The sequence below is a fragment of the Sphingobacterium chuzhouense genome (assembly GCF_014692525.1).
GTDB lineage: Bacteria > Bacteroidota > Bacteroidia > Sphingobacteriales > Sphingobacteriaceae > Sphingobacterium > Sphingobacterium chuzhouense.
The window spans coordinates 1044342-1061669 of sequence record NZ_JACNYL010000001.1 but is presented as its reverse complement, the minus strand read 5'-3'; the positions used below and the strand labels follow the sequence as shown (position 1 = coordinate 1061669).

14 protein-coding genes are annotated in these 17328 nt (G+C 41.5%); 13 read left to right on the top strand and 1 reads right to left on the bottom strand.

Annotated features, from left to right (window positions below):
• Positions 1 to 25: 25 nt before the first annotated feature.
• Positions 26 to 2545: a nitrite reductase large subunit NirB gene (gene nirB, locus H8B21_RS04035; RefSeq protein WP_190312481.1), complete on the bottom strand. Its 2520-nt coding sequence runs from the start codon at positions 2543 to 2545 to the stop codon at positions 26 to 28.
• 150 nt (positions 2546 to 2695) lie between these two features.
• Between nirB and cobA the strand changes: the two genes are divergently transcribed.
• The 13 genes from cobA to H8B21_RS03970 all read left to right on the top strand — a co-directional run bounded on the left by cobA (position 2696) and on the right by H8B21_RS03970 (position 17307).
• Entirely contained in the window at positions 2696 to 3457 is a 762-nt protein-coding gene (gene cobA / locus H8B21_RS04030) for a uroporphyrinogen-III C-methyltransferase (RefSeq protein ID WP_190312480.1), read from the top strand.
• 88 nt (positions 3458 to 3545) lie between these two features.
• Positions 3546 to 3977 (top strand): DUF2147 domain-containing protein, encoded by a 432-nt coding sequence (locus tag H8B21_RS04025; RefSeq protein WP_190312479.1) that lies wholly within the window; start codon positions 3546 to 3548, stop codon positions 3975 to 3977.
• Between the two features lie 51 nt (positions 3978 to 4028).
• Positions 4029 to 5276 carry an ABC transporter permease gene (locus tag H8B21_RS04020; RefSeq protein WP_190312478.1) on the top strand — a complete coding sequence of 416 codons (1248 nt, stop codon included), beginning with the start codon at positions 4029 to 4031 and terminating at the stop codon, positions 5274 to 5276.
• Between the two features lie 74 nt (positions 5277 to 5350).
• Positions 5351 to 6541 (top strand): glycine C-acetyltransferase, encoded by a 1191-nt coding sequence (gene kbl, locus H8B21_RS04015; protein ID WP_190312477.1) that lies wholly within the window; start codon positions 5351 to 5353, stop codon positions 6539 to 6541.
• 85 nt (positions 6542 to 6626) lie between these two features.
• Positions 6627 to 8432 carry a translational GTPase TypA gene (typA, locus tag H8B21_RS04010; protein ID WP_190312476.1) on the top strand — a complete coding sequence of 602 codons (1806 nt, stop codon included), beginning with the start codon at positions 6627 to 6629 and terminating at the stop codon, positions 8430 to 8432.
• 102 nt (positions 8433 to 8534) lie between these two features.
• Positions 8535 to 8879, top strand: coding sequence for a Rieske (2Fe-2S) protein (locus tag H8B21_RS04005; RefSeq protein WP_190312475.1), 345 nt, complete (start codon positions 8535 to 8537; stop codon positions 8877 to 8879).
• A gap of 18 nt (positions 8880 to 8897) precedes the next feature.
• On the top strand, positions 8898 to 9746 hold the full coding sequence (locus H8B21_RS04000; RefSeq protein ID WP_190312474.1) for a 4-hydroxy-3-methylbut-2-enyl diphosphate reductase: 849 nt from the start codon (positions 8898 to 8900) through the stop codon (positions 9744 to 9746).
• A 73-nt stretch (positions 9747 to 9819) separates the two neighbouring features.
• A complete protein-coding gene (gene hemH / locus H8B21_RS03995) occupies positions 9820 to 10845 on the top strand; it encodes a ferrochelatase (protein ID WP_190312473.1) in 1026 nt (341 codons plus the stop codon).
• 10 nt (positions 10846 to 10855) lie between these two features.
• Positions 10856 to 12130: a metallophosphoesterase gene (locus H8B21_RS03990; RefSeq protein ID WP_190312472.1), complete on the top strand. Its 1275-nt coding sequence runs from the start codon at positions 10856 to 10858 to the stop codon at positions 12128 to 12130.
• A 102-nt stretch (positions 12131 to 12232) separates the two neighbouring features.
• Positions 12233 to 13270, top strand: coding sequence for a UDP-glucose--hexose-1-phosphate uridylyltransferase (locus H8B21_RS03985; RefSeq protein WP_190312471.1), 1038 nt, complete (start codon positions 12233 to 12235; stop codon positions 13268 to 13270).
• A gap of 4 nt (positions 13271 to 13274) precedes the next feature.
• The gene (gene galK / locus H8B21_RS03980) at positions 13275 to 14429 is read left to right on the top strand and encodes a galactokinase (RefSeq protein ID WP_190312470.1); all 1155 of its coding nucleotides are present in this window, start codon (positions 13275 to 13277) and stop codon (positions 14427 to 14429) included.
• A gap of 187 nt (positions 14430 to 14616) precedes the next feature.
• Positions 14617 to 15897, top strand: coding sequence for a Gfo/Idh/MocA family protein (locus H8B21_RS03975; protein ID WP_190312469.1), 1281 nt, complete (start codon positions 14617 to 14619; stop codon positions 15895 to 15897).
• 30 nt (positions 15898 to 15927) lie between these two features.
• Positions 15928 to 17307 (top strand): 3-keto-disaccharide hydrolase, encoded by a 1380-nt coding sequence (locus tag H8B21_RS03970; RefSeq protein ID WP_190312468.1) that lies wholly within the window; start codon positions 15928 to 15930, stop codon positions 17305 to 17307.
• Positions 17308 to 17328 lie beyond the last annotated feature (21 nt).

The window sequence follows — 17328 nt, the reverse complement described above, 5'->3', positions numbered from 1 at the left end:
GTATTAAAGTTTTGTCTTTTATTGATTAATAGGTTATTGGGGCATTCCAGTCAGCAGCTTTCTTTTGCCCGCGCATTTCTTCGAATTTCACCGTTTCATCTTTTTCGGAAGGAGCATTCACAAAATGAACAAATCGCTTGCGTATATCAGGGTTGTTAACCGCGACCTTCCATTCACATTGATAGGCGTCTACTAATGCCTGCATCTCTTTTTCCCAGGTTTCAGCCATTCCGAGGCTATCTTCTACAACGACATTCCGGAGGTAATCGACGCCTCCTTCCATTTTATTTAACCAGGTAGCCGTACGTGTTAATGGATCGGCGGTGTGGATATAAAACATGAGGAACCGATCCAGATAACGAATACAAGTTTCACTATCGATATCACTCACCAAGAGATGTGCATGTTGAGGTTTGCTGCCACCATTTCCGCATACATACAAATTCCAGCCTTTCTCCGTCGCTATAATTCCAAAATCCTTGCTTTGGGCTTCGGCACATTCCCGGATACAACCGCTGACGGCGGATTTCAATTTGTGTGGAGATCGGATCCCACGATACCGTTCTTCGATCTGAATAGCAAAGGATACACTATCGTGAAGACCAAAACGACACCACGTACTTCCTACACAGCTTTTTACCGTGCGTAAAGCTTTTCCGTAGGCATGTCCACTTTCAAAACCTGCGGCAATTAGCTCTTCCCATATAAAAGGAAGGTCATTGAGGTGCGCTCCAAACATGTCGATGCGCTGTCCGCCCGTGATTTTGGTATAAAGCCCATATTTCTTAGCGACTTCCCCGATAATGATAAGTTTTTCCGGTTGGATTTCCCCTCCCGGTATGCGTGGTACAACAGAATAGGTTCCGCCCCGTTGTATATTAGCCAAAAAGCGATCATTACTATCTTGAGCGACATCATTTCCCTTTCCTAATATCATTTCGTTCCAAAGGCTTGCTAGTAGTGAAGAAACCAATGGTTTGCACACTTCACAACCATGCCCTGTTCCAAGGTTATCCAGCACACTATCGTAGGTTCTTAGATCATGGATCTTGATAAGATCAAATAACTCTTGTCGGCTGAAGTTGAAGTGTTCACATATGGTGTTACGAATATATTTGCCCTGTTTCTTCATGGTATATGCTACCATGTCTTTGACCATAGGGACGCAGCCGCCACAACGAGAACCGGCTTTGGTACATTTCTTTATGCTATCTGCATTTTCGCACCCCTGTTGGATAACGGCATCGCATATCTGTGCCTTTGTAACACCCTCACAACTACAAATCAATGCGGAATCTGGTAGGGATTCCAGTCCCGCGCCGGCGGGCTTACTTTCACTTTGTTCTCCTAAAAGGAGTGTTTCAGGGTGTTCGGGTAATAGCATATTGTTATTTACGGTCTGTAATAACATATTGTAACTCGCTGCTTCACCTACCAAAATACCACCTAATAGTCTTTTACCATCCGGACTGATATTGAGCCGTTTGTAAATACCTTTGTTTTTGTCTTCCAAAAGAATGGTTCGTGCATGGGGCTCGGTGATAAAGGGATCTCCAAAGCTGGCGACGTCTACACCCATTAATTTCAATTTGGTGCTCATATCAAACCCGGAGAAAGATTTCTGCTCACCGGAAATAGTTGTTGCCGCTACTTCTGCCATTTCATATCCGGGGGCTACCAAGCCGTATATCATTTCGTTATAAAGCGCACATTCACCAATGGCGAAGATAGAGGGATCGGACGTGCGCATATTTTCATCTACCACGATTCCTCCGCGAGATCCAACGGTTAGTCCCGCAGCTTTTGCTAACTCATCGCGAGGCTTGATCCCTGCCGATATGATCAAGATGTCGCTGTCCAATTGAGAGCCATCAGCGAATGCAAGCCCTGTTATTTTATTTTTGCCTAGTATTTGGGTTGTAGATTTTTGCAGGAAGCAGGTCAACCCAAGTGCCTGTAGCTTGTTTTGCAATATGCTGCTGGCCATGTCATCAATCTGTCTGGGCATAAGCCGTGGAGCAAATTCCACAACTGCCGTCTCGTTTATGCCTAGATCGACCAATGCTTTGGCTGCCTCAAGGCCCAATAGCCCACCACCTATTACAGTGCCTTTCTCTTTGTTTGCAGCGTATCTTTTTATAAGATTAAGGTCGTCGATGGTTCGGTATAAAAACACACCCTCCTTATCTACTCCCGGAATAGAGGGTACAAAGGCCGAGGATCCTGTTGCCAAAACCAGATAATCATAGTGCTGACAGATACCTTTTTGGGAAACAACATGTTTTTCGGTTGTATTGACATGGATTACGGGATCATGGAGATATAAATCGATGTTATTTTCGTCATACCATTGATTTTTTGATAAAAATAGGTCATCCAATGTCTTTTTTCCGAAGTAGTCGGTAAGATGTACGCGGTCATAAGCACGGATTGGTTCCTCTCCGAACACTATTAATTTAAAATTGCTATTTTTTTCAAGTAATTTTTCGCAAAATCTATGTCCGACCATCCCATTTCCGATTATTACTATTGTTTTTGTTTTCATTTTTCAGGTATTTAGAGGTAAAAAACGACTATTTGTGATTTACTTTTGCTAATTTATGTATTTTTATATTAAAAAATCAAATATTTTATGATATATATCATGTTAATTTTTATTTTTGATTGTTTTATTGTGAATTTTTAAGTTTTTTAAATGAAAAAAATAGTTAAAAGTCTAAAAATAGTTGGTTCTGGTCCGGGTGACTTGGAATTATTGACTATAAAAGCATATAGAGCTATAAAAAATGCTGAAATTTTGCTTTATGATAACCTGGTTAATGAAGAAATGTTAAATATAGCTTCTGAAAAATGCAAAAAAATATATGTAGGTAAACATCCTTATGGTAAATATGTTCCGCAGGAAGATATAAATGCCTTAATTGCCTATTATTGTGAACGTTTTTCAAAAGTAGTAAGATTAAAAGGTGGTGACCCTTATATATTTGGTAGGGGATTTGAAGAGTGGTTCGTTGCAAAGGAGCTCGGGATGGATGTCGAATATATACCTGGAATTAGCAGCATGCAAGGTGCCGGACTGAGCGATATACCGTTGACTCATCGTGGTGTTAGTGAAGGGATATGGGCCTTGGCAGGCATGAAAAAGGACGGCGATATCACGGCTGACCTTTCATTGGCCGTCCACTGTAATTCTACCGTCGTCATATATATGGGTATGCGCAAGCTAGCTGAAATCGCCAGAATATATCTGATGCACGGTAAAGGAAGTAAACCGGCAGCTATTATACAGCAGGTTTCTCGGACAGATGAAAAGAAGGTAGTGTGCAAAGTCAAGGACCTCGTGAAAGTTAGCCAAGAAGCGCGCATGTCGCATCCGGCAATTATCGTGATAGGAGAAGTTGTTGATCTACAATACAACCTGTCGTCCTTGTTACAGCAGGAGCGAAACATTGTATAATTGTTCTAACGGTTAATATGTTTAATGGCCAATTTTCTGCATGCTTTTTGATACCTTTAACATAGGGAATAATTATAAACAAAAACACATGAGGAAGATATTATTTGTGTGGTTAAGTATGCTGATTGGACTTCATGCTGTAGCACAAAGCAACCAGAATATAATCGGAAAATGGAAAACCATAGACGATGAAACGGGAGACGCGAAATCCATTGTAGAGGTTTTCCAGAAAGCAGATGGAAAATATTACGGAAAAATTAGCAAGCTTCTCGTTAAGCCAGAGAACGATAAATGTATTCAGTGTAAAGATGATCGCAAGAATCAACCCTTATTAGGTCTGGAGATTATCCGTGGAATAACAAAAAAAGGTGACGAGTTTTCTGGTGGAACTATCACAGATCCCAAAAATGGAAAAACGTATAAGTGTACTATTACCAGGGAAGGAAATAAACTTCTTGTGCGAGGCTATGTAGGTTTTTCTTTAATTGGCCGAACCCAGACTTGGCAACTGGCAAACTGATTTATTTGTTTTTCCATATTATTTCGTTTATTTTGGATGAAATAACGCGCCATGTCTGTTAATATGTCTTACCGTGAGAATGTTAAACTTGCCTTACAATCCATTGTAAGCAATAAGTTGCGTACTTTTCTCACAGCACTGATCATTGCAATAGGCATCATGGCCCTTATCGGTGTATTGACTTCCATCGACGCCATGCAGAGCTCACTGACCAATTCCTTTTCATCTATGGGGTCAAATTCGTTCAATATCCGTAATCGTGGCGTGAATGTTCAGATTGGTGCCTCCGGAAGTCAGGCAAAAGTTTTTCCGTCCATTACATACCGAGATGCATTGGCGTTTAAGGAAAGATTTGACTACAGCGCTATCGTTTCACTCAGTGCAAACGTCACGTGGGGAGCGACAGCTAAGTATATGGCCGAGAAGACAAATCCCAATATTGGAGTAATAGGTGTTGATGATAATTATTTACAGACATCGGGATATAAGCTTTCAGACGGACGAGATTTTACCACGCAAGATGTTGAGAATGCCCACGGTGTGGTGATTATAGGTGAAGAGGTCAAGGGTAAACTGTTCAAAAATAATAAGAATCCGATAGGGGAATATATCACCATAGGAGGAGAACGGTTTACGGTGATTGGAGTATTGGAAAGCAAAGGCTCCAGTGCGGGATTTGGATCGGATAAAACGTGTTTTATTCCCTTATCAAGAGGAAGGGCTATGATGGCTCAGGGAAACCCTTCCTATGTGATTACTGTCATGACTACGGACCCCTATAAAATGGAAGGGGCAGAAGGAGAGGCTATTGCAACCTTTCGCAAAATTAGGGGATTGACGGCTAAACAAACAAACGACTTTGAAATTGTTAAATCCGATGCGGTGGCGCAGATACTGATGCAGAATCTTGCTTACGTGACCTTGGGTGCTGTTGTTATCGCCTTTATAACATTAGTTGGAGCTTCGATTGGTCTGATGAACATCATGTTGGTTTCTGTAACCGAACGGACACGTGAAATCGGTGTGCGCAAGGCAATTGGAGCAACTCCTGCCGTTATTCGGAAGCAATTCTTAATGGAGGCCATTGTTATTTGCGTGCTTGGGGGGATTGTAGGTATTGTCGTCGGTATTGCCATAGGCAACTTATTGGCGTTGGCTTTAGGAGCAGACTTTATTATTCCGTGGAAATGGGCGGTTTTAGGAATGTCCGTATGTGTCGGAGTGGGGATGTTGTCCGGCTATTATCCCGCTTCAAAGGCTTCTAAACTAGACCCTGTGGAGGCTTTGCGGTATGAGTAAAATTGAGCAAACGATTTCATACGTCGTATTCCAAAATATCCCCTTATCTTCGTGAAGATTAAGGGAGGATAAATATGTACAAAACATTAAAACCAGCATTGGAAAAAGAGCTTGCAGCGATTAAAGAAGCAGGTCTGTATAAGGAAGAACGTATTATAGTGACACCGCAGGGAGCGGACATCAAAGTTAATACAGGGCAGGAAGTCATCAATTTTTGTGCGAACAATTATCTAGGGTTGTCGTCTCACCTGAAAGTGATAGAAGCGGCAAAGAAAGCGGTTGATCAATATGGTTATGGTATGTCGTCCGTCCGTTTTATCTGTGGAACACAAGATGTTCATAAAGAATTAGAACGTAAAATATCCGAATTTTTAGGTACAGAAGATACCATTTTATATGCAGCAGCGTTCGATGCAAACGGTGGTGTTTTTGAGCCATTGCTTAGTGCGGAAGATGCTATTATATCCGATGAACTGAACCATGCATCTATTATAGATGGCGTGCGTTTATGTAAGGCACAGCGCTTCCGATATAAAAACTGTGATATGGAAGATTTGGAAGTGCAATTGAAAGCGGCTTCGGGAGCTCGCCATAAAATTATTGTAACCGACGGAGCGTTCTCCATGGATGGTTCTATTGCACCGTTGGATAAGATATGTGACCTAGCAGACCAATATGAAGCCTTGGTAATGATTGATGAATCTCACTGTTCCGGTTTTATAGGAAAAACCGGTCGGGGAACACACGAGCTCTTTGATGTGATAGACCGTGTGGATATTATCACGGGAACCCTAGGTAAGGCATTGGGTGGTGCTTCGGGTGGTTTCACTTCAGGACGTAAAGAAATTATTGATATGTTACGCCAACGCTCACGCCCATATTTGTTTTCGAACACGCTGGCTCCGGCAATTGCAGGCGCTTCTGTCGCCGTATTGGATATGTTGAGTGAAACAACCGAGCTTCGTGATAAACTCGAAAATAACACGAAATATTTTCGTGAAAAGATGACGGAAGCTGGTTTTGATATTAAACCCGGTTTTCATCCGATTGTTCCGGTGATGCTTTACGACGCTAAATTGGCACAGGAGTTTGCTGCTAAGATGTTGGAAGAGGGTATTTATGTAATAGGTTTTTATTATCCTGTCGTGCCGCAAGGTAAAGCCCGAATCCGTGTACAACTTTCCGCCGCACACGATAAACAGCACCTAGATAAGGCTATTGCCGCTTTTACGAAAGTAGGGAAAGACCTCAAGGTAATAAAATAATAAATTATTGTAGTTAAAAATAAAAATTTGAGGTGCAAAATGATTAACTTTGCACCTCAAATTTTTTATAATACATTATCGCTCAATGCAAAACATCAGAAATATTGCGATCATCGCACACGTTGACCACGGTAAAACAACCCTCGTTGACAAAATCCTACATTATACAAATCAATTCAGAGATAACGAAAATACGGGAGAATTGATTTTGGATAACAATGACCTGGAACGTGAACGCGGTATCACGATTGTGTCCAAAAACGTATCCGTAAGATATAAAGATACCAAAATCAACATTATCGATACGCCCGGTCACGCCGATTTCGGTGGAGAAGTGGAGCGTGTATTGAAAATGGCAGATGGAGTGGTATTATTGGTAGACGCGTTTGAAGGTCCGATGCCACAAACTCGTTTTGTTACGGGGAAAGCATTGGCATTGGGGATCAAACCTATCGTCGTCGTGAACAAAGTAGATAAAGAAAACTGTCGCCCGGACGAGGTCTACGAACAAGTATTCGATCTATTTTTCAACTTGGGAGCGACGGAAGAGCAGCTGGATTTCCCGGTATTATATGGTTCTTCTAAACAAGGCTGGATGTCTACAGACTGGAAGCAGCCTACAACAGATTTCACAGATTTATTAGAAGCTATCGTTTCACATATACCGGCACCTAAAATTTCCGAAGGTACTTTGCAGATGCAGATCACGTCGTTAGACTACTCTACATTTGTTGGCCGTATCGCTATCGGACGTGTAGCACGTGGTACGATCAAAGAAGGCCAACCTGTTTCCTTAGTGAAACGTGATGGAAAAGTTGTAAAATCCCGCGTAAAGGAATTGCAGATATTTGAAGGTTTAGGCCGAGCTAAAGTATCGGAAGTACAAGCTGGCGACATTTGTGCGGTAGTTGGTATAGAAGGCTTTGAAATTGGAGACACGATAGCTGATTTTGAAAATCCAGAGCAATTGGAGGTGATCCACATCGATGAGCCTACGATGAACATGTTATTTACAATTAATAACTCCCCATTCTTTGGTAAAGAAGGTAAGTTTGTGACTTCTCGTCATATTTACGATCGTTTGCAGAAAGAATTAGAGAAGAACTTGGCTTTGCGTGTCGTGCCTACGGAATCTCCAGATGCTTGGTTGGTGTATGGTCGTGGTATTCTGCACTTATCGGTATTGATTGAAACGATGCGCCGCGAAGGATACGAATTACAAGTGGGGCAACCGCAAGTAATCGTAAAAGAAATTGACGGCGTGAAATGTGAGCCGATCGAAGATATGGTTGTCGATGTTCCTGCAGATGTGTCAGGGAAAGTGATCGAGCTGGTTACCCAACGTAAAGGGGAGCTACTGGTGATGGAAACCAAAGGAGAAATGCAACACTTGGAATTCTCTATTCCATCCAGAGGTATCATCGGATTGCGGAATAATGTGTTGACGGCTACTGCTGGTGAAGCAGTCATGGCACATCGTCTAAAAGGATATGAGCCTTGGAAAGGAACCATTCCAGGTCGTTTGGCAGGCGTATTAATTTCGTTGGATACAGGTACAACCACGGCGTATTCCATTGACAAGCTGCAAGACCGTGGACGTTTCTTCGTTGATCCGGGAGTAGATATCTACGAAGGTCAAATCCTGGGAGAGCATATCCGGGATAATGACCTAACAATCAACGTGACAAAAGGAAAGCAATTGACGAATATGCGGGCATCTGGTTCAGACGATAACGTGCGTATCGCACCTGCTATTAAATTTTCATTAGAAGAATGTATGGAATATATCCAAGCAGATGAATATATCGAAGTGACACCGCAATCCATCCGTTTGCGTAAAATCTACCTAACAGAAAACGAACGGAAGATAAATGCAAAGAAATTCCAATAGATTAAGAGTCTAACGATTTATTGATATTTTTAAGAGACGCCTAGGCGTCTCTTTTTTATTTTAATGCAATTAACAGTCATTACAATTTTATTATCTTTAGGTATGGAGAAGGATAACATAGAATGGTTTGCCATAAAGAAACCTCGCGAAGAAGGGAAAATTGAGAGAGCGGAGGTCGGAGGTAAAAAGCTTTGCATCGTTTTATTGAACGGAAAGCTTTATGCTACCTCGAGTCGTTGTCCACATGCAGGAGCCGATCTCAGCCTCGGTTGGTGTGAAGGTGAAAAATTAGTTTGTTCTTATCATCGACATCGATTCGATTTGCAAACCGGAAAGGGTGATGAAGGGCAAGGGAACTATATCGACGTATTTCCCGTAAAAGAAGAAAATAGTCGATGGTACGTGGGTATTAAGAAGTCTTGGTGGAAGAGGTTATTAACAAAATAATCTTTACTTTTGTAAAGTATGGCTAAAGATCTTCAAGTAACTATTGATAAAGACTCCGGCTTCTGTTTTGGTGTTGTTTATGCTATTGATATGGCGGAAGAAATCCTGGAAGAAGATGGATATTTATATTGTTTGGGCGATATTGTTCATAATGACGAAGAAGTAGCCCGCTTAAAAGCAAAAGGCCTGCGTATTATCGGGCATGGAGATTTAGCCAATCTACAGAATGAGAAAGTTTTGATTCGTGCGCATGGAGAAGCTCCTGAAACATATCGTACGGCATTAGAGAACAATATTACGCTTATTGACGCTTCGTGTCCAGTGGTGCTTAAACTACAAAACAGGATCAAGACCTCTTATGACGGACAGGAAAAAATCTTGATTTTTGGCAAACATGGTCATGCAGAAGTAATCGGACTACAAGGGCAAACAAACAATGAAGCAATCGTGTTTCAAGACTTAGAAGAATTGGATCATGTCGAACTTCCTTCATCTTTTACCTTGTATAGCCAAACCACAAAAAGCGTCGATAAATTTTATGCTATTAAAGAAGAGTTGCAAAATCGAGGCTATGAAGTAAAAGCCAACGATACGATATGTCGGCAAGTGTCCAATCGCTACGAAGATTTAGGTGATTTTGCCCGTCAATACGATAAGATTGTATTTGTATCCGGTAAGAAATCTTCCAATGGAAAAGTACTTTATGATGTGTGCAGACAAGCAAATTCCCAAAGCTATTTTATCTCTGACCCAGCAGAATTGGACGAAACGCTATTCGAACCTAACGACACCGTGGGGATTTGTGGTGCTACATCGACGCCCATGTGGCTCATGAAAAATGTAAAACAAACACTCGAGCAGTTTTAGGCTCGGTCATGTTATTCTCATATTATCTGGGTTTTCCCTTCTTCCCTGTAATTTATGGTTATTTTTGTACGAAATGAATAAGAGCGCTACAAAAGGAGTTCTTTTGGTGCAACTAGGCACACCGGACAACCCTACAACAGCTGATGTGCGTAGGTATTTGACAGAGTTTTTAATGGATCCTCGGGTGATGGATATTCCATATCTAGGGCGTACATTATTGGTGAAAGGAGCGATTGTTCCAAAACGTGCTCCACTTTCAGCCGCAACCTATCGTACCATATGGGACGAAAAAACAGGGTCTCCTCTAATGTATTACAGTGAATTGCAACGTGATCTGCTGCAACAGGAATTGGGAGAGGATTACCATGTGGAGTTGGCGATGCGCTACCAAAACCCATCTATCGCTTCGGTACTGAAAAAAATGGAAACGATGAAGTTGGAGTCTATTCGGGTGATTCCTCTTTTTCCGCAATATGCTTCCGCAACAACAGGCTCGGTGATTGATAAAGTAATGGAGATAATGCGGGGCTGGCAATACTTTCCGCAGGTAACTTTCGTTAGTAATTATTGCGATGACGAAGAAATGTGCGAGACGTATGCCAATCATGGACGTCAATATCCCATCGAAGAATATGACCATGTGCTATTCAGCTATCACGGATTGCCTGTGAGACAGCTTGGTAAGGTCGATCCTACAGGCGCGCTAAAATGCCCGGACTCGGGCTGCGGTTCCTGTAAAGAGAACAAAAAAGCACATTGTTATCTGTCACAGTGTTACGCGACATCGCGCGCAATAGCGACAAAATTGGGTCTCTCAAAAGAGCGATATTCGGTTTGCTTCCAGTCGCGCTTAGGAAAGACGCCATGGATTCAGCCCTATACATCAGATACTTTGCACCAGATGGCGGAGCAAGGATATAAAAAACTATTGGTGTTTAGCCCAGCTTTTGTAGCAGATTGTATAGAAACATTGGATGAAATTCGGGTGGAATATGCAAATGAGTTTAAGTCGCTAGGAGGAGAAGAGATCACGATGGTAGAAAGTTTGAATGACGACCCCAAATGGATTAATGTGCTGAAACGATTAGCACAAGGATAAAAAGATTAATATGTTAATATTTAACGCAATATTGCTGCTTGTTTTTGACTTTTATATTTTCTTTGCTTTACGAGCGACGAAAATTAAAGTAGCGAAAACAAAGTGGTTTTCGGTAATGTGGTGGGGCTATTCTATTGCCCTTTTATTAGGACTCTATATCTCGGCAAAGTTCAACCTTCCGTTAGCATATAGATCGGTTATTTTAGTCGCGTTTTTCATGACGGCGGCTAGTAAGTTTATTTTCATTGTCGTCTTGCTTCTCGACGATATTCGTCGGGGTGGGATTTGGGTAGCAAAGCTTTTCTCACCGCGCAGAAACGAAAGTTTACCAGAGCGGGTAGAAGAACTTTCGGAACCCTTACCAGAAAAACCGGTGAATGGTATTTCCCGTTCAGAGTTTTTAACTAAATCCGGAATACTGGTAGCGTCATTGCCTATATTTCCTTTGTCATGGGGTATGATTTCCGGCGGGTATGATTATAAAGTCATTCGTCAGAAACTGTATTTACCTAATCTACCAGCATCCTTTCATGGCATGCGCGTCGCACAAATATCGGATGTACATTCGGGTTCTTTTTATAATAAGAAAGCGGTATTGGGCGGCATAGAAATGTTGATGGGAGAAAAGCCCGACGCCGTGTTTTTTACAGGCGATCTAGTCAATAATGTTGCTTCCGAAATGCGGGATTATCAAGATATTTTTACGAAGCTAAAAGCAGATTTAGGGGTGTATTCCGTATTGGGGAATCATGATTACGGAGATTACTATTTTGGTAGAGAGGATTCTGCAGCAAAGCGTAAAAACTTGAAAAACCTCAAAGAAACACATAAGGTAATGGGGTGGGATTTGCTGTTGGATGAGAATCGCGATATAGAGGTGAATAACGAGAAGATATCCATTGTTGGAGTGGAAAACTGGGGTACAGGTCGTTTTCCGAAGAAAGGGGATTTGAAAAAGGCACTGATGGGAACGGAAGAATCTCCCGTGAAGTTGCTGCTATCACATGATCCATCGCATTGGCGAGCACAGGTATTAGATACCGATGTTGATGTCATGTTTGCAGGACATACACATGGAATGCAGTTCGGCGTTCGTGGAGAACATTTCCAGTGGAGCCCCGCCAAATACGTATATAAAGAATGGGCTGGGCTTTATGAGGAGCAAAATCAAAAACTCTACGTAAACGTAGGTTATGGGTTTTTAGGATATCCCGGACGTGTAGGAATTTTGCCAGAAATTACTGTTTTTGAATTGATAAAAGGAGAAAAGCCAATTCTTTCTTAGCTACTGGTGAATAACATAAAGTGTAATATTGACACTTTTATGTCCTTTCTATTTTGATTTTGCAAAAAAAAGGTGATATTTATAAAAATATAACCTTAAACCATGTTAGATTTTGCAGAACAACCACACAAACGTAAGAATCTTTTAACAGGAGATTATATTCTTGTTTCTCCACATCGTAGTAAACGCCCTTGGCAAGGACAGGTCGAGGATTTAGCACCGGACAATCGTCCACAGTACGACCCAAAGTGTTATTTATGCCCAGGTAATAAACGCGCAGACGGTACACAAAACCCCGATTACAAAGATAGTTTCGTATTTGTTAATGACTTTTCGGCTTTATTGGAAGAAACATCCATCGAGCAATTTGATGAGGAAAACTTGCTCATTGCTGAATCCGAAAGAGGGATATGTAAAGTCATCTCCTTTTCGCCTCGCCATGATTTGACCCTTCCCCAAATGGATTTGCTGGCCATCAAAGCAGTAGTGGATCTTTGGCAAAAGGAATTCAGAGAGCTGTCCGCAAAAGAATGGATAAAGTATATTCAGATATTTGAAAATAAAGGCAGTATCATGGGGTGTAGTAATCCACATCCACATGGTCAGATTTGGGCTGAAAGCTCATTGCCTGTAGAGATAGAAAAAGAGAGTACACAGCAGAAAGCTTATTTTCAACAGCATGGACGTACACTTCTTCAAGATTATGTGGCACTTGAATTGAAGAAAGATGAACGTATCATTATCAATAACGAACATTTTGTAGCCCTTGTTCCTTTCTGGGCTGCTTGGCCTTACGAAACGATGATTGTCAGCAAACGTCCGGTATCTTCAATTTTAGAATTTACAGAAGACGAGAAAGAAGACTTTGCGCGTACATTACAAGAGTTAACGATTCGTTACGATAATATTTTTAAGACGTCTTTTCCTTACTCGGCAGGTATGCACCAATCGCCCGTAAATATGGGGGAACATCCCGAATGGCATTGGCACATGCATTTTTATCCACCGTTATTGCGTTCCGCTACCGTCAAAAAATTTATGGTAGGCTATGAGATGTTGGCTACACCGCAACGTGATATTACGCCCGAACAAGCAGCAAACACACTAAAACAACAATCTACGATTCATTACAAAGGATAAATACATGATTTCTAAACAACAAATAGAAGAAAGATATACAACCGTTTTTGGATATGCCCCTGTACACGTAATACGTTCGCCGGGAAGAATTAACATTATTGGCGAACATACGGATTACAACGAAGGCTTTGTGCTTCCCACAGCAATCGATAAAGCGATTTATGTGGGTGTAGGCAAGCGAGACGACGATATCATCCGTTTATATGCAGAAGATTTTAAAGCATATTTTGAAATTCCAATAAGCGAGATACAACCTGTAGAACAGGGCTGGCCTAACTATGTGCTTGGCGTAGTGCATCAGCTTCAGTTAAGAGGAGCTATGTTAAGAGGGTTTGATATGTATATTGATGGTGATGTTCCTTTGGGGGCTGGACTGTCATCCTCAGCAGCACTGGAGTGTGCTGCGGGTTTTGCACTCAACGTACTCTTTGATTTGGAAATAGGACGCGTCGATATTGCAAAAATAGGGCAGCAGGCTGAACATACGTATGCCGGCGTAAAATGTGGCATTATGGATCAGTTTGCATCCGTAATGAGCAAGGCCGATCATGTAGTAAAGCTGGATTGCCGAGATCTTTCGTTTTCTTATAAACCATTGGAATTAGGCGATTATGCAATCTTATTATTGAATACCAATGTAAAACATTCTCTTGCTTCGTCCGCTTATAACGACAGACGAGCTTCCTGTGAAGAAGGTGTCCGTTTGGTACAACAACAATTTCCGGAGGTGAAGAGCTTACGTGATATGACTTTGGATATGCTGGAAAGTCATGTTAAGCCAGTGGATATGGATGTATATGTCAAATGTCGGTTTGTTGTAGAAGAGAATGAACGGTTGAATAGTGCATGTGAAGCATTGGAACAGGGCGATTTGGAAACAGTAGGCAGGCAAATGTTTCGCGCACATGAAGGATTAAGTAAGGAGTATGAAGTAAGCTGTCGCGAACTTGATTTCTTGGTAGACTATGTGAAATCTTTTCCAGAGGTGATAGGCGCGCGAATGATGGGTGGCGGTTTTGGTGGTTGTACTATAAACTTAGTGAAGAAATCTTTCCAAGATTTATTGGTTGATCGATTGGCACCTATTTATCAGAAACAGTTTGATCTGGAATTGACGGCTATCAAGGTCATTCCTTCTAACGGAACGGAATTATTGTAGAATTCCTTATACGCACGACATTTCAATGCCGACAGAGGTATAATTAATCCATTGCATAAATTACAACGTTTTCGTAAATTAAATATTACGAGTACAGAAAGTGCGTTCGATATTCTTTACATTTGGGTTAATTGTAGACCCGAATAGTAAGATTGAATTTCTTGAAATCGGAAAAAGAACGCGCTAAATGAACAGAAAAGATTTTATAAAGATTTCATCCATTTTTGCAGCATCAGCTTTTATACCTTTTTCTACAGCTTTTGCCAACCAAACGGAGCTTAGGGTAGGATTGATTGGAGTACATGGAATGGGATGGTCAAACTTAAATGCACTTTTAAAGCAACCAAACGTTCGCTGTACCGCACTGTGTGATGCGGATGAAAACGTGTTAAAGAAACGTACGTTTGAATTGTCCGAACGCGGAATTGATGTGAAGACGTTCGTCTCCTATAAAGATATGCTGGAAGGGGATATAGTGGACATTGTTATTATAGCCACGCCAGATCATTGGCATTGCCTGCAGCTTATAGATGCAGTGAAAGCAGGAAAGCATGTATATCTCGAAAAGCCTATCGGCAATTCAGTACAAGAATGCGATATCATGGTGAAAGCTGTTGATAATAGTTCCAGTATTGTTCAGGTCGGTCAATGGCAACGCAGTCAGCAACATTTTCGGGATGCCATCGATTTTGTACACTCTGGAAGATTAGGGAAAATTAGAACAGTAAAGGCTTGGTCTTATGTGGATTGGAAAAAGACAATCCAACAGAAGCCTGATATTCCTGTTCCGGAAGGTGTACATTATGATCTGTGGTTAGGCCCCGCCACAAAACGTCCATTTAACCCCAATAGATTTCATTTTGAATTTCGTTGGTTTTGGGACTATGCCGGTGGACTCATGACCGATTGGGGTGTACACATGCTGGACTACGCGCTACTGGGCATGAAGGTATCAGATCCTGTGTCGGTCATGGCATCAGGAGGTAAATATGCAGATCCAAATGGCGCTTCGGAAACACCGGATACGTTGAGTGTTGTTTATGAATTTGAAGATTTTAGTATTCAATGGGAACATGCTATAGGTATTAGCCTCGGGCCGTATGGCAGAAATCATGGTGTGGCATTTATCGGAGATAATGGCACGTTGGTATTGAATAGGGGCGGTTGGGAAGTTATTGCCGAAAAAGGAAAAATGGAAGCCGTCGCACTTCAAAAACCTAAAGATAACGGTTTGGATACGCACATGAAAAACTTTGTCCAAGCTATAGCAAAAAAAGATCATACGTTGGTTAATGCACCTATTCAGGTCGGAGCACATATTGCTGTATTTTCTCAAATGGGGAATATCGCCTACCGAACTGGTGAAAAATTGTATTGGGATCGTACGAAACGTAAATTTACAGATAAAAAAGCGAATGACTACCTATTGGCGAAATACCATAATGGTTATAAATTACCAAAAGTATAATAAATACTAATATCTAATAAATACTAAGAAATGAACACAATATCAAAATTTTTAGTCGCTACCGCTATCGGATTTGCTGCCTGTCAATCCCCGAGCGAAGCGCAAAACGGAGGTAAATGGATAGATCTTTTTGACGGTAAGACACTAGAAGGATGGAAATCAGTAGGCGGAGACGCGCCATACACCGTTGAAGATGGCGTTATTGTAGGTACGATGACCAAGGGAACGCCAAATTCATTCTTGATTACCGAGAAGGAATACGGGGATTTTATATTAGAGGTTGATATTAAATTGGAGGGTACCGAAACGAATTCGGGTATCCAGACCCGCAGTCATATCGACCCGAATGGGAATAACGGCAAAGGGAGGGTCTATGGTAGACAAGTAGAGGTGGATCCGACGCCAAGGGCTTGGGCAGGAGGTATTTACGACGAAGCACGCCGTATGTGGCTGTACCCATTGGATCTTAACGAAAAAGCCAAAACAGCGTACAAAGTCAATGAATATAATCATTACCGTATCGAAGCCATAGGGGATGATCTGCGCGTCTGGGTGAATGATATTCCGACGGCGTATGTTATTGATACGCTCGACAAATCCGGTTTCATCGGTTTACAGGTGCACAGCATTCCAGACCGCTTGGATGGCCAGAAAGTGTACTTCAAAAATATCCGTATACAAACAGAAGACCTGAAACCAACAGATTTTCCGGAAGATGTATTTGTCGTAAACCTTAAACCCAATGATTTGAGCGATGCCGAGAAGAAATCCGGTGTTGAATTGCTTTTCGATGGCAACACAGCCGACAAATGGCGTAGCGTGCATGGTGATGCCTTTCCTGAGAAAGGTTGGGAAGTAGGTAATGGTGAAATTACGGTATTGAAATCTGATGGAGGGGAATCAACAAATGGAGGGGATATTATCACACGTGATCAATATGCCGTTTTTGATCTTTCTTTTGAATTCAAGATGACACCTGGTGCTAATAGTGGTGTAAAGTATTTTGTGACACTGAAAGAAAAAACCGAAGGGTCAGCGATTGGATTGGAATACCAGATTTTGGATGACAAACTGCATCCAGATGCAAAAATGGGACGCGACGGAAACCGTACGTTGGCTTCTCTATATGATTTAATAACTTCAAACAGTGATGCACGTTCTCGTAGACCTATAGGAGAGTGGAATCGTGGAAGAATACTAGTTTCTGAAGACGGAACCGTAACGCATTATTTAAATGGTGCTAAAATGGTAGAATATAAGCGTGGATCCGAAGAATATCTTGATTTGGTAGCAAAGAGTAAATATAAGGATTGGGAGAATTTTGGGGGAGCTGAGCAGGGACACATTCTCTTGCAGGATCATGGAGACAACGTTTCGTTTAGAAATATCAAAATTAAAAAATCGAAGTAATTACCTGTAAAAAATTAGAAT

Bases quoted from the DNA above. Each gene is read 5' to 3' on its own strand.
- nirB (WP_190312481.1), bottom strand. From the start codon at position 2,545: ATGAAAACAAAAACAATAGTAATAATCGGAAATGGGATGGTCGGACAT.
- cobA (WP_190312480.1), top strand. From the start codon at position 2,696: ATGAAAAAAATAGTTAAAAGTCTAAAAATAGTTGGTTCTGGTCCGGGT.
- H8B21_RS04025 (WP_190312479.1), top strand. From the start codon at position 3,546: ATGAGGAAGATATTATTTGTGTGGTTAAGTATGCTGATTGGACTTCAT.
- H8B21_RS04020 (WP_190312478.1), top strand. From the start codon at position 4,029: ATGTCTGTTAATATGTCTTACCGTGAGAATGTTAAACTTGCCTTACAA.
- kbl (WP_190312477.1), top strand. From the start codon at position 5,351: ATGTACAAAACATTAAAACCAGCATTGGAAAAAGAGCTTGCAGCGATT.
- typA (WP_190312476.1), top strand. From the start codon at position 6,627: ATGCAAAACATCAGAAATATTGCGATCATCGCACACGTTGACCACGGT.
- H8B21_RS04005 (WP_190312475.1), top strand. From the start codon at position 8,535: ATGGAGAAGGATAACATAGAATGGTTTGCCATAAAGAAACCTCGCGAA.
- H8B21_RS04000 (WP_190312474.1), top strand. From the start codon at position 8,898: ATGGCTAAAGATCTTCAAGTAACTATTGATAAAGACTCCGGCTTCTGT.
- hemH (WP_190312473.1), top strand. From the start codon at position 9,820: ATGAATAAGAGCGCTACAAAAGGAGTTCTTTTGGTGCAACTAGGCACA.
- H8B21_RS03990 (WP_190312472.1), top strand. From the start codon at position 10,856: ATGTTAATATTTAACGCAATATTGCTGCTTGTTTTTGACTTTTATATT.
- H8B21_RS03985 (WP_190312471.1), top strand. From the start codon at position 12,233: ATGTTAGATTTTGCAGAACAACCACACAAACGTAAGAATCTTTTAACA.
- galK (WP_190312470.1), top strand. From the start codon at position 13,275: ATGATTTCTAAACAACAAATAGAAGAAAGATATACAACCGTTTTTGGA.
- H8B21_RS03975 (WP_190312469.1), top strand. From the start codon at position 14,617: ATGAACAGAAAAGATTTTATAAAGATTTCATCCATTTTTGCAGCATCA.
- H8B21_RS03970 (WP_190312468.1), top strand. From the start codon at position 15,928: ATGAACACAATATCAAAATTTTTAGTCGCTACCGCTATCGGATTTGCT.